At 22.6% G+C, this 20,788-nt stretch carries 18 protein-coding genes; 6 read left to right on the top strand and 12 right to left on the bottom strand.

Translation table 4 applies throughout. The features are described from left to right. Position 1: 1 nt before the first annotated feature. From AACK92_RS02585 to AACK92_RS02555, 7 genes are all read right to left on the bottom strand, one after another. Positions 2–379 (bottom strand): hypothetical protein, encoded by a 378-nt coding sequence (locus AACK92_RS02585; protein WP_339021651.1) that lies wholly within the window; start codon positions 377–379, stop codon positions 2–4. Positions 380–592: 213 nt separating this feature from the next. Then, on the bottom strand, positions 593–1,327 hold the full coding sequence (locus tag AACK92_RS02580) for a hypothetical protein (RefSeq protein ID WP_339021649.1): 735 nt from the start codon (positions 1,325–1,327) through the stop codon (positions 593–595). Positions 1,328–2,323: 996 nt separating this feature from the next. Then, positions 2,324–4,597 carry a fructose-specific PTS transporter subunit EIIC gene (locus tag AACK92_RS02575; protein WP_339021647.1) on the bottom strand — a complete coding sequence of 758 codons (2,274 nt, stop codon included), beginning with the start codon at positions 4,595–4,597 and terminating at the stop codon, positions 2,324–2,326. Positions 4,598–4,609: 12 nt separating this feature from the next. Further along, entirely contained in the window at positions 4,610–5,548 is a 939-nt protein-coding gene (gene pfkB / locus AACK92_RS02570) for a 1-phosphofructokinase (RefSeq protein ID WP_339021645.1), read from the bottom strand. Positions 5,549–5,555: 7 nt separating this feature from the next. Then, complete coding sequence (locus AACK92_RS02565) at positions 5,556–6,044, bottom strand: hypothetical protein (RefSeq protein WP_339021644.1); 489 nt, start codon at positions 6,042–6,044, stop codon at positions 5,556–5,558. A gap of 3 nt (positions 6,045–6,047) precedes the next feature. Continuing rightward, entirely contained in the window at positions 6,048–6,242 is a 195-nt protein-coding gene (locus AACK92_RS02560; protein ID WP_339021643.1) for a DeoR family transcriptional regulator, read from the bottom strand. Between the two features lie 135 nt (positions 6,243–6,377). Continuing rightward, a complete protein-coding gene (locus AACK92_RS02555; RefSeq protein ID WP_339021642.1) occupies positions 6,378–7,187 on the bottom strand; it encodes a hypothetical protein in 810 nt (269 codons plus the stop codon). A gap of 879 nt (positions 7,188–8,066) precedes the next feature. Here AACK92_RS02555 and AACK92_RS02550 point away from each other — a divergent pair. The 4 genes from AACK92_RS02550 to AACK92_RS02535 all read left to right on the top strand — a co-directional run bounded on the left by AACK92_RS02550 (position 8,067) and on the right by AACK92_RS02535 (position 10,061). Continuing rightward, a complete protein-coding gene (locus AACK92_RS02550) occupies positions 8,067–8,504 on the top strand; it encodes a hypothetical protein (protein ID WP_339021641.1) in 438 nt (145 codons plus the stop codon). 19 nt (positions 8,505–8,523) lie between these two features. Then, positions 8,524–8,853: a helix-turn-helix domain-containing protein gene (locus AACK92_RS02545; RefSeq protein WP_339021640.1), complete on the top strand. Its 330-nt coding sequence runs from the start codon at positions 8,524–8,526 to the stop codon at positions 8,851–8,853. 98 nt (positions 8,854–8,951) lie between these two features. After that, positions 8,952–9,674, top strand: coding sequence for a DDE-type integrase/transposase/recombinase (locus AACK92_RS02540; RefSeq protein WP_339021638.1), 723 nt, complete (start codon positions 8,952–8,954; stop codon positions 9,672–9,674). Positions 9,675–9,758: 84 nt separating this feature from the next. Next, positions 9,759–10,061 carry a hypothetical protein gene (locus tag AACK92_RS02535; RefSeq protein WP_339021637.1) on the top strand — a complete coding sequence of 101 codons (303 nt, stop codon included), beginning with the start codon at positions 9,759–9,761 and terminating at the stop codon, positions 10,059–10,061. A gap of 829 nt (positions 10,062–10,890) precedes the next feature. Here AACK92_RS02535 and AACK92_RS02530 read toward each other — a convergent pair. Both AACK92_RS02530 and AACK92_RS02525 read right to left on the bottom strand, forming a co-directional pair. Then, positions 10,891–11,118: a hypothetical protein gene (locus AACK92_RS02530; RefSeq protein WP_339021636.1), complete on the bottom strand. Its 228-nt coding sequence runs from the start codon at positions 11,116–11,118 to the stop codon at positions 10,891–10,893. Between the two features lie 1,360 nt (positions 11,119–12,478). After that, positions 12,479–12,604: a lipoprotein gene (locus AACK92_RS02525; protein WP_339021635.1), complete on the bottom strand. Its 126-nt coding sequence runs from the start codon at positions 12,602–12,604 to the stop codon at positions 12,479–12,481. A 166-nt stretch (positions 12,605–12,770) separates the two neighbouring features. On the opposite strand from AACK92_RS02525, the gene AACK92_RS02520 reads away from it, so the two are divergent. After that, complete coding sequence (locus AACK92_RS02520; protein WP_339020257.1) at positions 12,771–13,055, top strand: hypothetical protein; 285 nt, start codon at positions 12,771–12,773, stop codon at positions 13,053–13,055. Next, positions 13,034–13,867, top strand: a complete 834-nt coding sequence (locus tag AACK92_RS02515; protein ID WP_339021634.1) for an IS3 family transposase — start codon at positions 13,034–13,036, stop codon at positions 13,865–13,867. The genes AACK92_RS02520 and AACK92_RS02515 overlap by 22 nt, the downstream gene beginning before the upstream one ends. Before the next feature lie 230 nt (positions 13,868–14,097). Here the strand turns inward: AACK92_RS02515 and AACK92_RS02510 are convergent, their stop codons facing one another. The 3 genes from AACK92_RS02510 to AACK92_RS02500 form a co-directional block, all read right to left on the bottom strand. Beyond that, a complete protein-coding gene (locus AACK92_RS02510; protein WP_339021633.1) occupies positions 14,098–16,407 on the bottom strand; it encodes a RelA/SpoT family protein in 2,310 nt (769 codons plus the stop codon). A 118-nt stretch (positions 16,408–16,525) separates the two neighbouring features. Continuing rightward, positions 16,526–17,038 carry an adenine phosphoribosyltransferase gene (locus AACK92_RS02505; RefSeq protein WP_339021631.1) on the bottom strand — a complete coding sequence of 171 codons (513 nt, stop codon included), beginning with the start codon at positions 17,036–17,038 and terminating at the stop codon, positions 16,526–16,528. A gap of 17 nt (positions 17,039–17,055) precedes the next feature. Further along, positions 17,056–20,781, bottom strand: coding sequence for a protein translocase SecDF, variant type (locus tag AACK92_RS02500; RefSeq protein WP_339021630.1), 3,726 nt, complete (start codon positions 20,779–20,781; stop codon positions 17,056–17,058). Positions 20,782–20,788 lie beyond the last annotated feature (7 nt).

The raw sequence follows: 20,788 nt of genomic DNA, 5'->3' as shown, positions 1-20,788 counted from the left end.
TTTATTTTTTAAGATATTTAAATATATCTTTTACAAAATTTTTAACTACAAAATTATTATTTAGAATCCTATATTTTAAATAGGATAAAAATTCTATAAAGAATATCAATAAAATTGTTAATAAAAATACTAATAATATTAAAATAATAATATTTACAGAATCACTGTTTTTAACTTGATTAATAGTAATTTTATTACTACTAATTCTAAATTTTATATCGTTATAATTGCTCAATTGCTTTATCATTAATTCATTACTGTTTAAACTTGTTAATAATGATTTTTGATATTTATTAACATTTATTATGCTATTAAAAATTAATTCATAATAAGTTGAAGCGTCTAATAATTGATAAGTTTTAATTTTTTTAAAACTCAAATTATAATCATAAGCAGTTTCTTGATCTATTCCAGCTGTATTAAAAAGATTAAAATATATTGAATGTTCTAAATTAGTTTTAAAAAAATAATCAAAACCATAATTATTAAAATCACTATATAAATATTTTAATTCTTCTTGATTTATATTTATATCTTTAATATTTTTTCATAAAAAAATATTAAAGATATTTATTCAATGATCAGTTTCATATTATTTAAAATATAAAAAACTATGAAAAGTTTCTATATAACTTTTTTCAGTTATTTCATCAAACTCTAAAGGATTATTAATATAACTTATAAGATAGAAATAAAAAATATCTTTAAAAAAATTATTTATAAGAGTTATTTGAAAATCACTTGAATTATTAATTTTTAAAATTAATTTACCATTTTTAAAATTTAATTCTCTAACTAAAAATTTTAATTCTTCAATTTTATTTTTATCTCATTGATAATTACTTTTTAAAGTTTTATTTATTTTTTCTAATCCTTTATAAAAATTATTTTGATTTTGAAATCATAATGTTATCTGTCCCATTATACTTTCAAAGTAATCAGATCTCATTAAATTTTTTCAAATTAAATTAATTCCATTTTTCTTATTATATTCGTCATTAATTTTGTAATCAAAAACGTTACAAACTGGATATATTTTTTGATTCACATATAAAATTTCTGTATTTGATCCATCACAATAATTTAAAAGATATTTATAATAATCATCTAAAAGTAATTCATTTTTAGAATTAATTATTTTTATATTTGAAAAATTATTTTGATGGATCAAATTATTAGTAATTGATGATATTAAATTGACTTCATTAAAAGTAAAATTAATATTTTGTTTAGTTTTTGAATAATCATCTAACAATTGATAATTTATTTTTTTATTTGAAATAGTATTTTGAATTAAAGATAAATGAAGAATGCTCATTATAGACAAAACTAAAGAAGTTAGACTATAAAATATAATAATAATTTTATTAAATATTATACTAATAGAAGAAATCATAAAAAAACAAATTGGTATATATAAAATTATTATTAATTCTTTTATAATAAATATTTTAAATATAAAACCAATATTTTTTAAACCAATTATTCAAAAGTGAAAAAAATCAAATAATAGTTGCATAGAAGTTTTTATTATTAATAAAATAATAACATAACTCAAAAATCACAAAGCAATGTATTTTATAAGATATAAATTTTTATATGCTTCTCTTTCAAAAAAATAATTAATTATTTTTATTTTTTTTAAATAATTAACTAAATAAAATGATAAAAAAGGAATTATGCAAAAATATATAAATCAATCAACATAATTAAGCAAAACATTAATCAAAATTAATTTACTATTAGCTTGTGTTTCATTAGAACTAAAAGATAAACTTGCCTTATATGTAAAAAAAGCTATATTAAAAATTAAAAAATAAATCAAAGTTAAAATCAATATTAATATTCATGATTTTAAATTCTTAATATTATCTTTTACAAAATCTAAACTAATTTGCACTTTTTTCACCTAATCTTAAATTATTTATTTTTAATAAGCGGTTCTATTTTAAAACCTGTTTAAAATTTCGTCCTTTTTTATTATTTTTTTTAGCCCTACCAAAAATTGTTCTATCAAATAAATAAGTGTTTTTTTATTAGTTTTTAATTTTTTTATAAATAATCTAATAGAAATATATAAATCAAATAAATATTCTTATAGCAATTAAAAATAAAATAAATAAAAGTTAATTTACATATTAATTAAAAAATTTATATTCTTCTAATACAAAATATATCAGCTTTTTTTTATTAAATTAAGTTAAATAATAAAAATTTTATTTTACATCTTATTAAGTAAATATTATTTTTTTAATATAAGAAATTTGATTAAAAAAATAAATTTAAAAAAAAAAACATTAAAATATAATGTTTTTCTAAAAGATTATTTATTAGCTTTTCTAGCTTGTTTTTGTTTTTGTTTTTCATCAACAAGTGCTTGATAAGCTTTTTGTTTTGTAGCTAATTCAACTTCAAAATCACTGTATTTATTTAATTTAGAATTTAATAAATTTAATTTTACATCTTTATTTTGAATTTTTTTATTAGCTTTTAGAGCATCAATTTTTGCTAAAATTGCTTCTTTAACTCCATTTGTTGAATCAAGAGTTAATTTACCATTTTTAATATCTGCTGTTCTTCAAATTCCTAAAAGCATAGCTGATAAGAAACTTGCTCCTAACAATATTAGAATTGCTCCCCCATCTCCTAGTGCAATTGAACCACCAGTCATTGTTGCACTATTTTCTAAGTAACTTGAACTTAGTAATGGAAATACAAATATTCCACCATGTGATGCAAGTAATTTAATTTTTACTGCCCCAACTAATCCTCCAATTAAAGCTCCTCCAAGCATTGCACTTATTGCAACTCTTTTTGGATCTTTAACCATAAATGGAATAGCACCTTCTGATACGAAACATGCTCCCATCAATCAGTTAGCTTTTGCAGTATCTCTATCTTTTGCTGTTCAAGCTTTTGGGAAAATAACTGTTGACATTGCTATCATAATTGGAGGTAACATACCTGCTAACATAGCTGATGCCATAATAATTGTTTGATCACTGTATCCTTGTGAAGATATATCAGTAACTAATTTACCTCCAACTGCTAGGTTTCCTAATGAATAAGCTATTTTGTTAATTGGTCCACCCATATCAACACACATCATAAATCCAATTAAAATTGATACTAATCATAATAAATTTAGTTCAGCTAATTTTTGAATTCCTAAACTAATTCCTCCCATAACAAAACCTAATGGAATGTTAATAACAAACATTGTTAATGCAATTGATAACAATGATATTACAGGAATAAAGACAATGTCTCTTGCTCCTTGCAATCCTTTAGGAAATTTAGCCATTGCTTTTGATCATCCTACAACCAATAATGCTGCAAGATATCCTCCAACAATAGCACCAATAAATCCTGATTCAGTTCCTTTTAAACTAGAAGGAAGAAGTCTTCCTCATAAACCATTTCATCCAGTTTCATCTCCAGAATAGGCAAATCCCATTATATTAGATGAAAATAGTCCTGCTATCATTCCTGGCATTAATCCTTGTGAACCTACTATTGAAAATGCAATAAATGCTCCTAAAATTGGAACCATCATTGACATTGATGTTTTACCAATAGCTGCAAATCATCCTGCTGCTTTATTTATAGTACCAAAATTTCCACCAGCTTCACCATTACCTGCTGCAAAATCAATTAAGAAAGCTATTCCTAAAATAATTCCCCCTGCAACAACAAATGGTAACATTCTTGAAATTCCTCCAAGTAAATTACCTTTTACATCTAAGAATTTTCTCATTGTAAATTCACTAACTTCTGATGAATCAGATGCAGCTTTAACTTCAGTTAATCCTTCACCTTTTTGATATTTTTCAATTAATTGATCACCTTTAAAAATTGCATCTTTTGTATGTGTATCAATTACTTTTTTTCCATTCAATCTTGAAAGTCCTTCAAGAGCTTTATCATGAGCCAAAATAATAACTTTTGCATTGTCAATGTCTTCTTGAGTTAATTTGTTTTCAATTCCTCTACGTCCTTGAGTTTCAATTTTAACTGTTAAACCTTTTGCTTTTGCATATTCTTCAAGTTTTTCTTGAGCCATATAAGTATGAGCTATCCCTGTTGGACAAGCTGTAATTCCAATTACATCATAACTTCCTGGTTTTGCTACTTTTTCAACTTTTTTCTCTTCTTTTGTTAATGCACTTTGTACATCTTTAATAGATTTTGCACTTCTCAATTTTTCTTGAACATCTGCTTTCATTAAGAAACCAGATAAATCAGCAAGAGCTGTTAAGTGCTCATTTCCATCTTTTCCATTTGTCATAATCATAAATACTAAATCAGCTGGTTGATCATCTAGTGATTGTCAATCAACTTTATTTTTTAATTTAGCAAATGCAATTGCTGATTTTTGAACTGTAGGATTTAAAACGTGAGGAATAGCAATACCATCTCCCACACCTGTTGATCCTTCAGATTCTCTTTTGTAAACAGCTGTTTTAAACTCTTCAACAGATTTTATATATTTTTCTTCTTGAAGTTTATTAGATAAAAATTCAATTACTTCATCTTTTGAATTTAAATCTACATTAAAAAAGCTTATTTGTTTACTAAATAAATCTTTTAGTTCCATGTGAACCTCCTATTATAATTTTTCTACTTTAATTTGTGAAACTAAGTTTTCAATTTCTTCTTTTGAAGCAAGTCACTCATTAAATGCTGTAGCAGCTCCACTTGCTGCAGCATATTGAAGCGTATTTTCTATACTTAAATTTTTATATTTACCATATACAAATCCAGCTAACATACTATCTCCAGCTCCAACTGAATTAATTAGTTTTCCTTTTGCAATTCCCACTTTATAAATATTATTGTTTGAATCAAAATATAAACTTCCTTTTGATCCCATACTTAATAAAACATTTTGTGCTCCTAAATTCTTTAATTTTTGAATTAACTCTTTTGTTTCTTCAAAGCTTATATTTTCATCAAATTTTAAATCTAGTGTCGAGCAAATTTCTTCTAAATTTGGTTTTATTAAAAATGGTTTTTCTTTTAAAACATTTTTTAATAATTCATTTGTTGCATCACAAATTAATATAGCTTGTTTTTTATTTACAAGTTTTCCAATTTGTTCATAAATGTCTTTTTCAATCCCCATAGCAACACTTCCAGTTAACATTACAATATCATTTTGTTTCAAACTATCTTCTAAATACTGAATTAATTGATTCAATACTTCTTTTTTAGTATTAAATCCCATTCCATTCAATTCTGTTTCTTGTTTTGATTCTAAATGTTTAATTTTGTAATTAACTCTTGTTGATCCTGAATTTAGAAAAAATTTATTATTTAAATTTATTTCTTTAAATTTATTTAAAAATATTTCCTTATTTTCTTCACCCATAATACCAATTGCTTGAACATATGTAGATAAATTTTTTAAAATAATTCCTGCATTAATGCCTTTTCCACCAACAACTTTATATTCATCACTATAATAATTTGTTACACCAAGTTCTACTTTTTTGTTGGCCAATACAATATGATCTATTGCTGGGTTTAATGTCAATGTATATATCATAATTTCTTTATACCTCTTCATTGATAAGTGCTATTTGTGATTTATCACTAAATTTAACAAGTGATTTAGAGTTATTTTTTGAAATATCTGCTAAAACAAATGCAAATTGAGAATTTTTAATCGCAATTCTCTTAACTTCTGCTTCATCTTCATCTGTTGTGAAGAAATTAAATTCTTTATCTACTGCATTAATACCTAAAAATGCTAAATCAAAATTATATTTTGATAGAGCTGTAATTTTTTCAACTCCGCAAATAGCAACTGTAGATATTTTTAATTTTCCTGGTAATAATTTTATATACTTAACACCATTTTTTGCTAAAATTTGAGCATTAATAATTGAATTTGTATAAATTTTATTATTAAATTCTGGCTTTATTTTTTCTGCTAAGAAAAACGTTGTTGAACCCGCATCTAAAAATATGGTTTCAAATGGTTTAATACAAGCTGATGCTTTTTTAGCTATAATTTTTTTGGCTTCAACATTAGTTAGCAACTTTTAATCCAAAACAGCTTCTAATATTGATTTTTCTCTAATAGTCTTTGCTCCTTCATGAACTCTTTTTAATTTAGATTCATTATGCAGATCAGTAAGATCTCTTCTTAGAGTGGTGAATGGAATGTTTAAATGCTTTGATATTTGTTCATTAGTACAATAATCTTGTTCATTAACATAATCTAAAATTAGTTGCAATCTTTCTTCTCTAATTACTCTTTTACCTCTTTAATATAATATTCCAAAAATGATGGAAAACAACCAAAAACAACCAAATATTTCAAAAAAAAAAAAAAAATGTTTTTCTTATTACTTTAATTAGATTAATAATTATTATTTTCTTCTTTTTTTATCAGTATTAATTCCTCTTATTTTAGACATTGCATAATTTAAATCTTTATACTTTGATTCTTGTTGAATAGCTTCTTCTCAAATGGGATTAATAACTTTTTTAGATTCACTTTCTTTTTTAGCTTCTTTTGCAACTACATCTGGATTTGCTCCATTTTCAATTTTCATAGCTTGTTCTATTGTTAAATATGGATCTTCAGGTCTTACTCCTTTTTGAACTAAAGATGTAATTTGCATTCTTATTTGAGAACTTGATAATTTTTTATCTTTAAAATCAATTTGTCATTGAATTGGAAATGTCTTTTCAAATTTATAAGGTTCTTTAATTATTGCATAAATAATATTTACAAACTTTTCAAAACCTTCTTCACCTTTTCAGAAATTAGTTTCATCTTCTTGTTCTAATTCACCATTTTTTAAATCAAATTTTGAAAAGTGCATTTCAAATACTTTACTTGATCAATCACCTTCTGGAATTAAATAGAAATTTGTAAACATTGAACAGTTAAATATGTGATTGTCAAATTCATAAATAGATAAATTAAATCTATCAACTGTTGTTGTATCAATTGAAACGCTAAAATTTTTAACATCAAGAACTTTGCTAACTCATTGTAAAACAGATTGAGTATATTTTAGAATAAATTTTAATTTTTGACTTGAAAATATCATTGTCTTTCATCTAGTGAAGTTAAAATCAAATTCAGACTCTTTTCTGTTTGAAGCAATACTAAAATCGAGGTTAGCTTGAACAAATTCAGTAATTGATAAATTAATCATCTCTTTTTTCATTAATATGCCTCCCGCATTAAAAATAAATATTAATTATAGTATAGCATATTTTATCATTAAGAGCAATACTTAAAAGTTTAAAGTTGTGGGAAATATTAATTTAATATTACTAGGTTCAATTAGAGATTTGTTGTAAATAATATATAAACTTCTTTTTACCAGTTTTACTATGTATATTTGGAATACTGTTAGATAATTTTATAGTTATATCTCCACACATTTTTGAAATTTATTCATGATTTTTTGTAAAAGTTGACTTTAAATAAACTATTAGTAGTATTGTTTTTTATCAAAAATTTCAATTTTTTTGTCTATTACACATTTTTTAGCACTAAACTTTGTGCTTTTCTTGCACTTACAGTTCTAATGATTTTTTTGTAAAATTAGTAAAATTTTAAAGTCAATCATTCTATCAAGTATTTGTCTTGTAAGAACACTGTTTACATAATTTTGATTTATTTTATCTAAGTAATAGGATTTAATCTCATTATTTTAAAATTATTATTATAATTTTTTAATATTTCAAATAAGTGAAAAGCAATTTTTTATCCTTCTTTATCTAGAACTGTTATGATAATTATTTCTTCTACATTTTAGCTTGTTTAATTAATTTACTTACAACTTGTTTTTTGATTTGAAACTTTATAAATTAGATTCATTTGTTTTAAATTAATTGCTATATTAAAGTTATTTTTACTTGAAAATTCTTTAAAATAGACAATTGAAGCTTTAACAATTAAATTGTTAATTTTGTCAATTTTTTTAAAAATTAACTTACTTTTTTAATTTTATCTAGTGATTCTAATATAATTAGTTTAGTCATTAAATCAACTTCTTTCTATAAAGCTAGTATAATTAAATCAATGAAAGGAAATAAAAATGTTTAAAAAAAATAAAAAAGTAATAAATAGTAATTCAAAATCAGACATTAATTATGAGATAACTATTAATTCTTGATTTTTTAAGTTTTATTCAATTCAAGAAATAACCAAACAAATAATTTTAGAAACTACTGAAGAAATAAGACTTTCTGATGATTATGGAAAATCAAATAGTTATAAAAAATTTTTACTATCTTTAGAAGATGAATTTACTAATTTTTTTAGTCTTTGAAAAGAAAATTTTTGGAATTCAAAAGTATTAGAAATAAAAACCTATTCAAAAATTTCAAATTTAATACCAATAATACGCCCATGAAAAAAAATGAAATATGATGAAGTACCCCCAAATAGTGAAGCTAGAAAAAAAAGAATAAAAGCTTTTTCAAATCCTTTAGAAAAAGAAGGTTACCCCATTTTAGGAGACACTTTTATATAATAATAGAAAGGAAAAATATATGGCTAAAAAAGGACAAAAGTTTAGAAAATGAACTAAAGAAGAAAAAGAAAAAATTATTGAATTAAGTTTGAATTGCTATTCTCTAAAAGAAATAGCATTAAAATTTAACTCAACTACTGGATCAATTGGAACAATAATTAACAAATATAAAAATGCAAAGATAAGTGAAGCAAAACCTCGCTTGCCTTATAAAATAGATTACAGCATATCTCAAAAGGCAAATGATTTGTTTATAGGAGTTCTATTCGACTATAATAAAGAATTAATTAAGGAGAATAATATTTTAAAAAAGCAATGAGCCTCCAAGGGCGAAACCAAAAATAAATAATTCAGGAATTATTAATAAATACGAAATATAATCGAACAATAATTTGCAAAATTTTAAATATCAATAGAACATCAACATATAAAGAAAATAAAACTTTAATGAATTTCCTCAATGATACAAGAATTATGAATTTAGTGATTTCAGAAATTGAAAAAAATAATTTTCTTAGTGCTTATAGTGCTAAAAGATGATCTTTATATTTTAAATTGAATTATATTGACCCTTTTAGGATAAATCACAAAAAATTAGAACGTATATTTAAAAAATTTAATCATATTGCATATTATATTAAGAAACAAACTAAACATGAAATTAAAAAATATAAAGAAACTATTAGAAAAAATTATCTTAAAGAAGCAAAAGAAATGGGATTTGAAAACATTTGAACTAGTGACATAAATCAATTTTCAGTTAAAACAAAAAAAGGTTATATTTGCACAGTTCAAGATAATTTAACTGGAGAAATAATAGGAAAATCTAAAAGAATAGATAATCAAAAAACAAATTTTATGCTTGAAGCTTTAAAAATGGCATATAAAAATAAAAAATATTTAGGTCTAATATTATTACATTCAGATAATGGAAATCAATATACTTCTGAAAACTACATAAATTTATGTAATGATTTGCAAATCATTAGAAGTTATTCAAAACCAGGAACACCTCATCATAATGGCAAGCATGAAAGTTTTCATAGTCGTTTAAAAGATGAAACTATAAGAACATGTCATATTGAAAACATTAATCAATGCTTAAAAATAGCATGAGCATGATTAGATTTTTATAATAACGATAGAATTAGAATAAATAAAAAATGATAAAAAAAAAAAAAAAACGTTCCCTCTATAGGGGGAACCTTCAAATATAATTACTTTGGAGGAAAATTATATTACCCATTTCCATTATTGACAAATACCCAACATAATCATACAACTTATATTATTTTTGAAGAATCTTGTGAAAATAATAATATAAAAAATTTTATTTATAAATCTAGTTTTATTCAAGATGTTTCTTATATTAAAAATAATGTGTATTTTAATAAAAATGGAATAATATTAAAAAATTTAAAGTATCATGATACTTTAAATAATCAATTAGATAGATTAGAAAAAGTTATAAAAATATGACCTTGATTTTTAACAATTATTTGAAATTGCATTTTTAATGAAACATGAAAAATAAAAAATGAGTTTAATCCAAATTAAAATTAATAAAGTTTATAATAAAACTAAACATTTTATTTGTTTTATAATTACTAATTAACATATAGTTTTTATTATTAATAATTTTATTTTTTAGTAATTTTTATATATATTTCTAGGAAAACTATTAAATTAAAAGTTAATATTTTTATAATGTTTTTTACATAAATTTATTAATAAATTTTAAGTTTTAATTTCAAATTTATAAAATTAATTTTGAATTTTTAATAATTTTATGTCTGATTGAGATTAAACATAACCTTTTTTATATTTTATTATATTCTTAACAATTACTACAAAATTGGTTGTAAAAAATATTAAGGAGATGATTTATTCAATTCATTTTTAAATTAACATTAATTAATATCTTTCATTAAGACTAGCTTCTAATTTGTTTAAATTATCAATTATTTGATTAAAAAAGTTTTTCATTTTTTCATTATGATCTAATGAAAAAATATTTTTTAAATTTTTCTAAATCATTTTATTTGTTAAATTTAATTTTGCATTTTTAATTTTTACATAAATATTTACTTTTAATTTTTGTATATATTACTTTTCTAGTTTTTTCCAGAAAAATTATTTAAACTAGATAAATAAAAAATTAGAGTGCTAGTTTAACTAGCACTCTAATTGTCTTAAATAAACTATATAATAAATTTTAATTAATACCAAATTCTATAATTGTTTGAGTTAAATAATTTAATGCTTTATATCCATAAATTGAAACAAAATCCTATTTTTCTATTACTGCTGATTCTAAACTTTTCAATATAATTAAACAATCCTTCTTTGAAGCTGATAATTTGTGATTTGTATCAATTTTTCAAATCTAATAAGATATTTTAATAAGATCAACACCTGCAATTAAAGCATCTCCTAATTTATTATTTTTTCTTGCTTCATTTTCTTTTTGCTCTGTTTCTTTGTATTTATTTACTAGTTCTTCAATATTTTTATATTCATATTTTTTTTCTACTTTTTTTGTAAATGCCATTGCTGAACTACTAGCAGAAACACTAATTGCCAAAATTGATAATGTAGATAATATTTTTTTCATATATAATTCCTTTCTTCCCTCCCATATTTTAAATCCCTCCCTATAACTTAATTTTAGCTCATTTTTTTAAGTATACACTTTTTTATTATAAATTTCTTTTAATTAAATTAGTTTAGTAAACTGGGAAAAATAAATTCTGCATTTTAAATATTATTACAAATACTAGCATAAACTGATGTTTTTCAATTTAATTTTTTTGTATTCTTTTACTATTATATCAATTTACATAACATTTAATATGTGAATATATATTATTATATTTCATAGATAAAATATTTATATGATTTAAATATTCTCCTTTTAAACATCTAAAAAAATATTCAATTTTTCTATTTTCCAAAAAATTGCCAATTTTACTCATTGAATTTAAAACATTTAAGACATTTAATGACTTTAAAACACTATTTGATAAGTATTGAGAACCATAATCTAAATGTAGTATAAAATTAGATCTTTTAAATTTTTAATTATTTTTAAAACTAAAGTTGTATCATTATTTTTTTGATAATTCTCATGATTCAATCATTTTTATTTTGTTGGATTATCTATTAATTTAATCTGTTGTTGATTATATAAATTTTTATAATGTAATGAGACCAGTTTTAAAGTTTAATGGATTAATACCTATTGAATTTTTAAATAAAAACACCGAACAAAATTGTTCAGTGTAAAATGTATTAAATTTGTGTCTACTTTTATTGACAAATTCATTTTAATTTGTGTAGAATTTTTTTTCCCAATTTAAAATACGTTTATTTTTATTATAGATTTTTTACTATTATATGAATAGTTATTTATAAATTAATATAGATTAATTTCTATTAAATAAAATAATATTTATTTTTTGCTTTAACTTCAACTTTAAAAATTTTATTACTTATGTTATCTCCACTAATTGTTAAAATATAATCTTTTACTTATGTTGTTTCAGAAACTATAATTGCTATTTTTTATCTTTAATTGCTACTATTACTTTATTATTAATTTAATTTTTAATTTTAACATTTACTAAATCATTTATTGATGTAATGCTAATTCCATTATTTCCTCTGCTTAAGTAACTTCAACTAATTCAGCATTTAAAATCACATTAATCTATTTTTAGAAGTCTAGAGCTTAATTTAGATTTTTCTTTAACCATTAATTCTAAATTTGGTTTTTCTTTAACCTTAACTAAAAAATATTTATTATCTATTTTATCTCCACTAATTTTTAAAGTATAATCTTTTATTGCAGCAGTTTCAGAAACTGTAACTATTATTTTTTTATCTTGAACTGTTGCTGTTACTTGATTTTCAACTTGACCTGTAATTTTAACCCCTGTTAGATCATTTGTTGATACAATGTTAATTTCACCAATTTATCCTTGAGTAACCTCAATTAGTTGTTTATTCAAATCTACATTTTTTTCTCCACATGAAACAACAGTTGAAGATGTTGTTGCAATTAGACTTGTAGTTGCTAATAAACTTAATAATTTTTTCATTTTTTTCTCCTTTTTAAAGTACCCTATAAAACAAATAAACAACTAAAATTGTTATTGGTGATTATAAAAAAAAAAAAAAATGTCAATGATTTTTTTTTATTTTAGACTGAGTTGAAAAAAGTAGGCATTAAAATTTATTTAAAATATTTAAAAGGAAGAAAAAAATATGGCAAAACTTGGTCAAAAATTTAGTAAATATAGTGAAGAATTTAAAGTAAATGTAATACTTTATGCAAATGAAAACGGTGTAACAAAAGCTTATAAAAAATATAAAGTGCCAATGGGAACAATTGGAACCTGACAATCAATCTATATAACAGATAATAATTTATGCATTAATACAAAATCTAAAGAAGATAAATCAGAATTAGAAAATTTGAAGGAGAAATATGAATCCTTAAAAAAGTCTTTAACCTCATGAGAAACTACATGTCTAAAGAGGAAAAAATAAATTTTATTAAATCAAGAGATTATAAAACAACAATTAAGGAACTACTCGAGTTACTAAATTTAAAAAAATCCTATTGAGATAAATATAAAAATCATTGTTTCATAGATAAAAAAAATAAATTTGATTATATAAAATACGATATTTTAAAAGTATTTAATGATAATAGAAAGCAATTTGGATATAGGCAAGTTTCAAAAGAACTATCTCATAAATATTCAACATATATAATTCGAAAAGTAATGCGAGAAAATAAAATTATAGCTAGATTTGCTAAAAATCAATTAAAAAAAGCAAATAAAAGAAAACTACAAAATTCAAATGTAGAATATCCAGATCTTGTTCAAAGAAAATATAGTGCTGTCAAAGAAAAATACAAAATTTTATATACAGATATTACTTATTTAATTTGAAAAGGAAAGAAAGCTTATAAATCAACAATAATCGATGGATTCACAAAAGAAGTTATTTCATCAGATATTTCTTATAAAATGTCTGCAAAATTTGTAATTGCTACTTTAAAAAGAGCAATTAATGTTATTAAAAAAATAAAAGATCCGAGTGGAATAATTATTCACTCAGATCACGGAGTTCAATACACAAGCAAAACGTGAAAAACTGTTTGTGATTCGAACAATTTAATTATATCAATGGGAGCGAAAAAAACATGTGCAGATAACATTGTTATTGAAAGTTATCACTCTTTACTTAAAAAAGGAACAATTCATAATAACAAATATGAATCACTTGAACATTATATAACTGATGTTATTGAATGAGATAAATGATATAACTCAAAAAAAATCTCAAAATAGTTTTTTAAATATAGAATGAAAAAATAAAGATGTCTTTTATGGCACAATAACTATATAAATAAAAAAAATAGGCATAAATATGCCTACTCACTTCAACTCACTTTATTTTTTTGACTTTTGATTGTAAAAAAAATATTAAAAAGAGCAAATCATTATATCAATTAATTTCAATTAAGCAAAATTAAACCATATTCAATTAAATATTTAAAAAAGTGTATTAAATATACTTTTTATGATATTCGATTTTCTGAAGAGGTTGCTCTTGTAACTTCAATCATTCCAGGAATTTCAGAAAGATCTTTTAAAATAATATTTAACTGTTCTAAATCATTGACAGTAACAATAATAGTTCCCTTACCAGTGTAATTATCTTCTTGAGTAAGAATCTTTATTTCAGCTAAATTAGCTCTTTGATTTGCAAAAACAGAAACTACATCAAGTAATATTCCAGGTCTATCATATACAGTTATTCTAATTTTTGTACTATATTGCTTATTTTCAGTTTTACTTGGAATTCATTCAGTTTTAAGTAAATTTTTAAGTTTTTGAATATTTGTAATATTTAAACATTCACTTCTATGTACTTGAATACCTTTAGTTTTTGACATAAAACTTGTTACTGGTTCAACTGGAATTGGATAACAACATCGAGCAAGCGAACAACTAACTTTTTCAATACCATTTATTTTTAAATCTTCTCTTCCTCTTGTAGATTTATATTTTCTAGTTTTCATATCATTAATTAATTTAATATCTTTTAAATCTTGTTTTGATACATAAACTATTTCAACTGCTTCTGGAATTGAAAAATCACCATTACCTACAGAAAGTAAAAATTCATCTATATTTTTATAATCTAGAACACTAAGTTTTTTTTGAATTTCTTCAATAGAATTAACATTTCATTTTAAATTATTTGCAATGATATATCTGTCAATTTCTCTTTTAGTATTTCTAACTATCTTTTGATTTGTTATTTTTTCTTTTTCTGCTTCTCTTACTTTTTTTTTATTTAAAAAATCTTCAATTGCTCTTCGAGCTGTTGAAGTACGAGCAAAACGTAATCATTTTTCATTAGGATATGTATCTTTTGAAGTTTGAATTTCAACCATTTCTCCAGAGTTTAATATTGTATTGTAAGGAGAAAACACACCATTAATTTTAGCTCCTACAGTTTTATTACCAACTTCTGTATGAATTTTGTATGCAAAGTCCAAAACTGTTGAACCAAAGGGTAAATTAACAACACTTCCATCTGGAGTTAAAATGTAAATCATAGGAGCTAAGTAATCAGATTTAAATGTTTCTTCAATAACTTCTCCACTTAAATCAATTTTTTCTGATTGTTCATTATAATCTATTTCTAAATTTTCACTTGCTAATTTTTCAAGATTTATTAATCTTGTAAACATATCAACTTTTTGATCAATTTCTTTTTGCTTTTCTGCAATATCGATTGTTTTTTCTCCTTCTTTATATTTTCAATGAGCTGCAGCTCCATTTTCTGCTATTTCATCCATTTCTTTAGTTCTAATTTGGCATTCAAAAATAATACCATCTTTACTTGACAATGTTGAATGCAATGATTGATATAAATTATTTTTTGGAGTTGCAATATAATCTTTAAATCTACCAGATAAAGGTGTATATAATTGATGTAATATCCCTAAAATTCTATAACAATTATCTTGTTTTTCAGTAATAATTCTTATAGCTAAAATATCATTTATATCACTAAATGACTTACCAAAAAAATTTAATTTTCTATAAATTGAATAGATTGTTTTTGATCTACCAAAAACTTGAGCATTTTTAATTCCCTCTGATTTAAATTTTTTGTTAATTTCAACTATTATTTCTTCTATTAGTTCTTTTCTAGAATTTTTATCTTCTTCTAAAAGATTTTTAATTTTTTTATACTCTTTAAGATTTAAATATTGAAAAGAGTAATCTTCTAAAATATTTTTAGCAGTTTTCATCCCAATTCTATGAGCAATTGTTGAATAAACTTCTAAAGTTTCTTTTGCAATTATTTTTTGTTTTTCAGGTTTCATATATTGTAAAGTCAAAAGGTTATGCATACGATCAGCTATTTTAACAATAATAACTCTAATATCTTTAATCATTGATAAAAAAAGCTTTCTTAAATAATTTGCTTTCATTTGCTCACGATTTTCTTTTGTAAAATAACTTACTTTAGTTACAGCTTCAACTATATCTGCAACTTCTATACCATAAATATCTTCTATTTCTGAAAATGTTACAGGTGTATCTTCAATAACATCATGTAAAAGTCCAGCAATAATTGTTTTTGGACCCATTCTTCACTGTGCCAAATAATAAGCTGTTGAAAGTGGATGAATTATAAATGGATTACCATTTTTTCTTTTTTGACCTTTGTGTTTTTCTTCTGCATAATAATATGCTTTTTTAACTTCTTCAATTAATTTATTATTTTTAATATACTTTTTCATTTCTGCAATAAGCATATCAACTTCAATACATTCTACATAGTTAAATTCTTGTTCTTGTGCATGCATAATGTACACCCCTTTTTTTTACTAACAATATTAATATTATATATAAATTAAACTCTATAAAATAAAAATTTCCTAATTTTATTTAGGAAATTTTATTTAATTATTATATAAAGTTTTTTTAATAAGTAATTAGACTTTTTGAATCAAAATTAGCAAAAAGATTAGATTCGTGTAAAAATGATAAATCTGCTAAAAAAACAATTCCATTAATTTTTACTTTTTCTTGTTCTATAAGATCTACAATGGCTTTCATTGTTCCCCCTGTTGCTAAAACATCATCAACAATAACTACACTATCAGTTGCTTTTAAATCACCAAAATGCATTTGAATATGTTCTTTTCCATATTCTAATTCATATTCAATATCTTTAACTTTTCTTGGAAGTTTACCAGGTTTTCTCACTAATACAAATCTACAATTTGCAGCATAAGCAACTGCAGAGGCAAATAAGAAACCCCTTGCTTCTGGAGCAACAATAACATCAGCTTTTTTTTCTTTTACATATTCAACCATTTTATCAATTGCATATTTAAAAGCATCTTTGTCATTTAATAATGGAGTTATATCTTTAAAAGTAACTCCTTTAATTGGAAAGTCCTCAACATCTCAAATATATTTTTTTAAATCCATATTTTGTTGTCCTCTTACTAATCATTTATTCCTTCTATAATTTGTTCTTCATTTGAAACATACAATCCATTAATAAAACGTTTTCTTGCAAGTTTATTTCTTATTCTTATTTGTTCAAAGATTACTCAAAGTGGAAGTGATATAAATAATACAACTAAACTTGTAACAATTGTTCCAATAATAATTGCTAAACCAAATGATAATATTGATGGCATAGTAGTTAATATTACAATTCCAACCAATGAATAAAGAGTAATTAATAGTGAACATCTAACAAGTCCAAATTTAAATGATTTTACTAATACTTCAGATAAGTAATTATTTTGCTTACCAACTCTATTTATTTTGATTTTATTTTCTTTTTTAATTTTCTTAAATTCTATTTTTTTATTGTGTTTTATTTCTTTAAATTCTAATTTTATTTTTTTCTTCTCTTCTTTAGATAAACTATTTACTTTTATATTTAATCTCATTTCATTTTTAAGATTGAATAATTCATCATTTATTTTTCTTTTAAATGTTTTTGTATCATAAACAATTTCTATTTCTTTATTAAAGAAATTTACTAATGATTTTTCATTTTTAGATGAAATTAATGATCTTGATTTTCCAAAAATCATAAACAATGATATGACTGTAAATAATAAACTACTTACAATTGCAATAATTGAAGCATTTCCTAATGGAATTTGTAAAGCAGTTATCAGAGCAACAGAAATAACTGGAGCAACTATTATTGCCACAATCATTGCAATATAGTATGTTCATTTAAATCTAATCAAAATATAAATTATTAAAGCTAGAATTATTGCAGCAACTGTTATAGCAATTTGTTGCAATGTTCATAACATTGTAGCTGGATTAATTGCTTTTGTAATAAATCCATTAGTTTCAGTTATATTTTGTTGTTTATCAACACCTCAATTATTAAACATTTTTTTAATAACTGAAGATTGTTTTATATTTTGTGTATAAACAGTTAAAGTGATTCAATTTTGATTATTTGAAGATCCATTATATACAAATTGACGTCCAAAAGAAACTGAATAATTATTATTTTTATAAAGTTTAGATGAATTTAAACTATTTGAAAGATAATTAACATAATAACTTTGTGAATATACAAAATTTAAATATTCTGATACAACTTCAGCTTTTTTAAAATGAACTGCTGGTAAATCATCATTATCTTGATGATTCTTTTCAAACTCTTCAAATTCTTCTTTAAGCTGATTTATTTTTTCTTCAAGTGCTTTTGTTTTAGGATCTTGATCTTCAAAAGTTTCTTCAACCATTCCATTATAAGAAGTTTGAATATTATCTCCTCATAATGTATAGTCAGTTCTTCCACCAAATGTATGATCAAAACGTAAACCAAATAAGAAACCAAATCCTATTGAAAGAGCAAGTATAATAATTCCAAATAGTAAAATCATTTTTGCTCCATTTTTAATATTTATTTCAATAGTTTTAATTTTTAATTTTTCATTTGCACTTGTTATAATTTGACCTTCTTCTTCAATTATGCTTTGAGTTTTATCATCTCTAATAAAAATCAATTCATTAATTTTAAAGTTCAATTTTTGAATTTTTTTAGCTTTTTTGTTTTCATCTAAAGATGCTATCTTAGACTTTAATTTCTCAATTTTTTTATTTAATTTTTCTTTTGCTAATAATTGTCTCTTATCTGCTTTTGAATTTTCTTTTTCTTTAAATAAAGTTAATTTTTCATTCAATATTTTTAATTTATCTTTTAAAGAATTAATTAAAGTTCCATTTTGTTTTTCTTTTGATTCTAATTTGCTAATTTTATTTTCAGTTCTTCTTATTTTGTAATTAAGAAGAAATTTACCTTGAGTTGCAAAATCTGTGTTTAAAGCAAATAAATTAGATTTATTTGTAAATCATGAAGAATTTAAAACTATTTTAAATAAAATTACACTAATCAAAATAGTAAATACAACAGTGAATAAAGAACCCATAGCAAGCATTATAGCCATTGATCTTATTGCATTTGAAGTAATTCAAAACATACACATAGAAGGAATTAACAATGCAATAACTAAGTCAGCTGCTAAACCAACATTTTCTTTAATAGAAATATTAAAACTTGTTTTTAAACCTCTTTGTTTTAAATAATAACTTTCTTTCATATTCTCAAATAATGTAGAAAATATTTCAATGTTTAAAGCAATAAGAATAAATGAAGAGATAATTGTTTCAGGTCCAACAGTTAAGTTAAATCAGCTTAATGATAACAATGTCATTCCTATTATTGCCAATGTAATTATCATTGAAAATAGTCCTAAAAGTCTATAGAAAAATCCCATATAAATAATTAAACATAATGCAATTATCAATAAGAAAGTTAAACCTGCTCAAAGCATTATATTTGTAACTGTTCCACTTAATGTAGCAATAGAGTTAACTGTAAATACAAATCCCTTTCCAGCTGCATTAAATAATGATGCTCCAATTTCAGATTTTGCATAACTGTCAACAGTTGTAATTAAGTTATTGCCATCTATATATCCCACACCACCAGCTGCTGTAGTTGATTTAGTTTCAGTTACTTGACCAGTGAATAAAAAATAGTTTGTTCTTAAGTTATTTCAATACACTTCATTAAATGATTGTCCATTTGATCCAACATATTGAATTAAAACTGGATTTATTTTTGCAAATATTTGATTAACTTTCATGTCACTATCTGTTAAAACACCACTTTGACTTCAAAGTTTTACATTATTTGAATATCTTCCTTCATTTTCAAAATCTTTTGTAACAGAATTTGAGTCATATACATATTTTGAAGTTTCAGATAAATATTTAAAAGATTTTACTATTTCAGTAAATCCAGTTGCTGTTGCTAAACTTGCTTCTTTAGTTTCAATAAGCGATGCCGAACGCTTATATGAAACTCCTGATGAAGTTTTAACATCTCAATTACCATAAAATAAGTCGAAAAGTATTTGTTTAACTTCTGAATTTGTACTACTGTTATTATAAATTTCTCTAAAAGGTTGAACTACTACTTTAAAGAACTCTTCAATTCTTTCTTTTGTTGTTCCTTTAATTAGATTATAATAGTTTCTAATATCATTGTAGAAACCATCTGCGTCTAACAGAATAAATAAACTTAAAGCTTTATTATCATCTGCATAAGTTCCTTGTTTTTGATTTGAACTACTAGGTAATAAACTTTTAAAAGTATCTCCATTTAATTTATATGATATTGCTGGTTGTTTTTGATTTGAAGTTGTAACAGAAGTTGCTTTTGCTCCTGTAAAGAATTCATTAATACCTTTTCTTTCAATTTTGTCATCTTTAGTTGTAATTTGTAAATCAGAAAAAGTCTTAGCATCTAGTAAAACAATACCCCCATTTTTTTGAATTTGGTTTCTAAATACTGTTTCGTTTTGATATGCATCAACTGGTGATAAAACTTTTAAAAAGTTATTACCAGCTTTTTCTATTATTATTTGATTATTTCCCATAGGATTTAAACGTTGATTTAAAGCTTTTGCACCTTCTGATGCATCTCCATTTGGTTGACCATTATTTTTATTTTTTTCATTTAAATTGTCAACTGAAACAAGTGCTGAATAATAACCCTTGAAGTCTGAACCCAACCTAATATTTTCTGAAAATTTTCAAGTAGAGAATACTATCCCTAAAATTAATGAACATACTATCAATAATATAGCAAAACTTTTAAGAATAGGTTTCTTTTGTTTTTTCATTATATTT

It is taken from the genome of Spiroplasma endosymbiont of Atherix ibis, from assembly GCF_964020005.1.
Lineage (GTDB): Bacteria > Bacillota_I > Bacilli_A > Mycoplasmatales > Mycoplasmataceae > Spiroplasma_A.
This window is presented reverse-complemented; position numbering and strand designations above follow the sequence as displayed.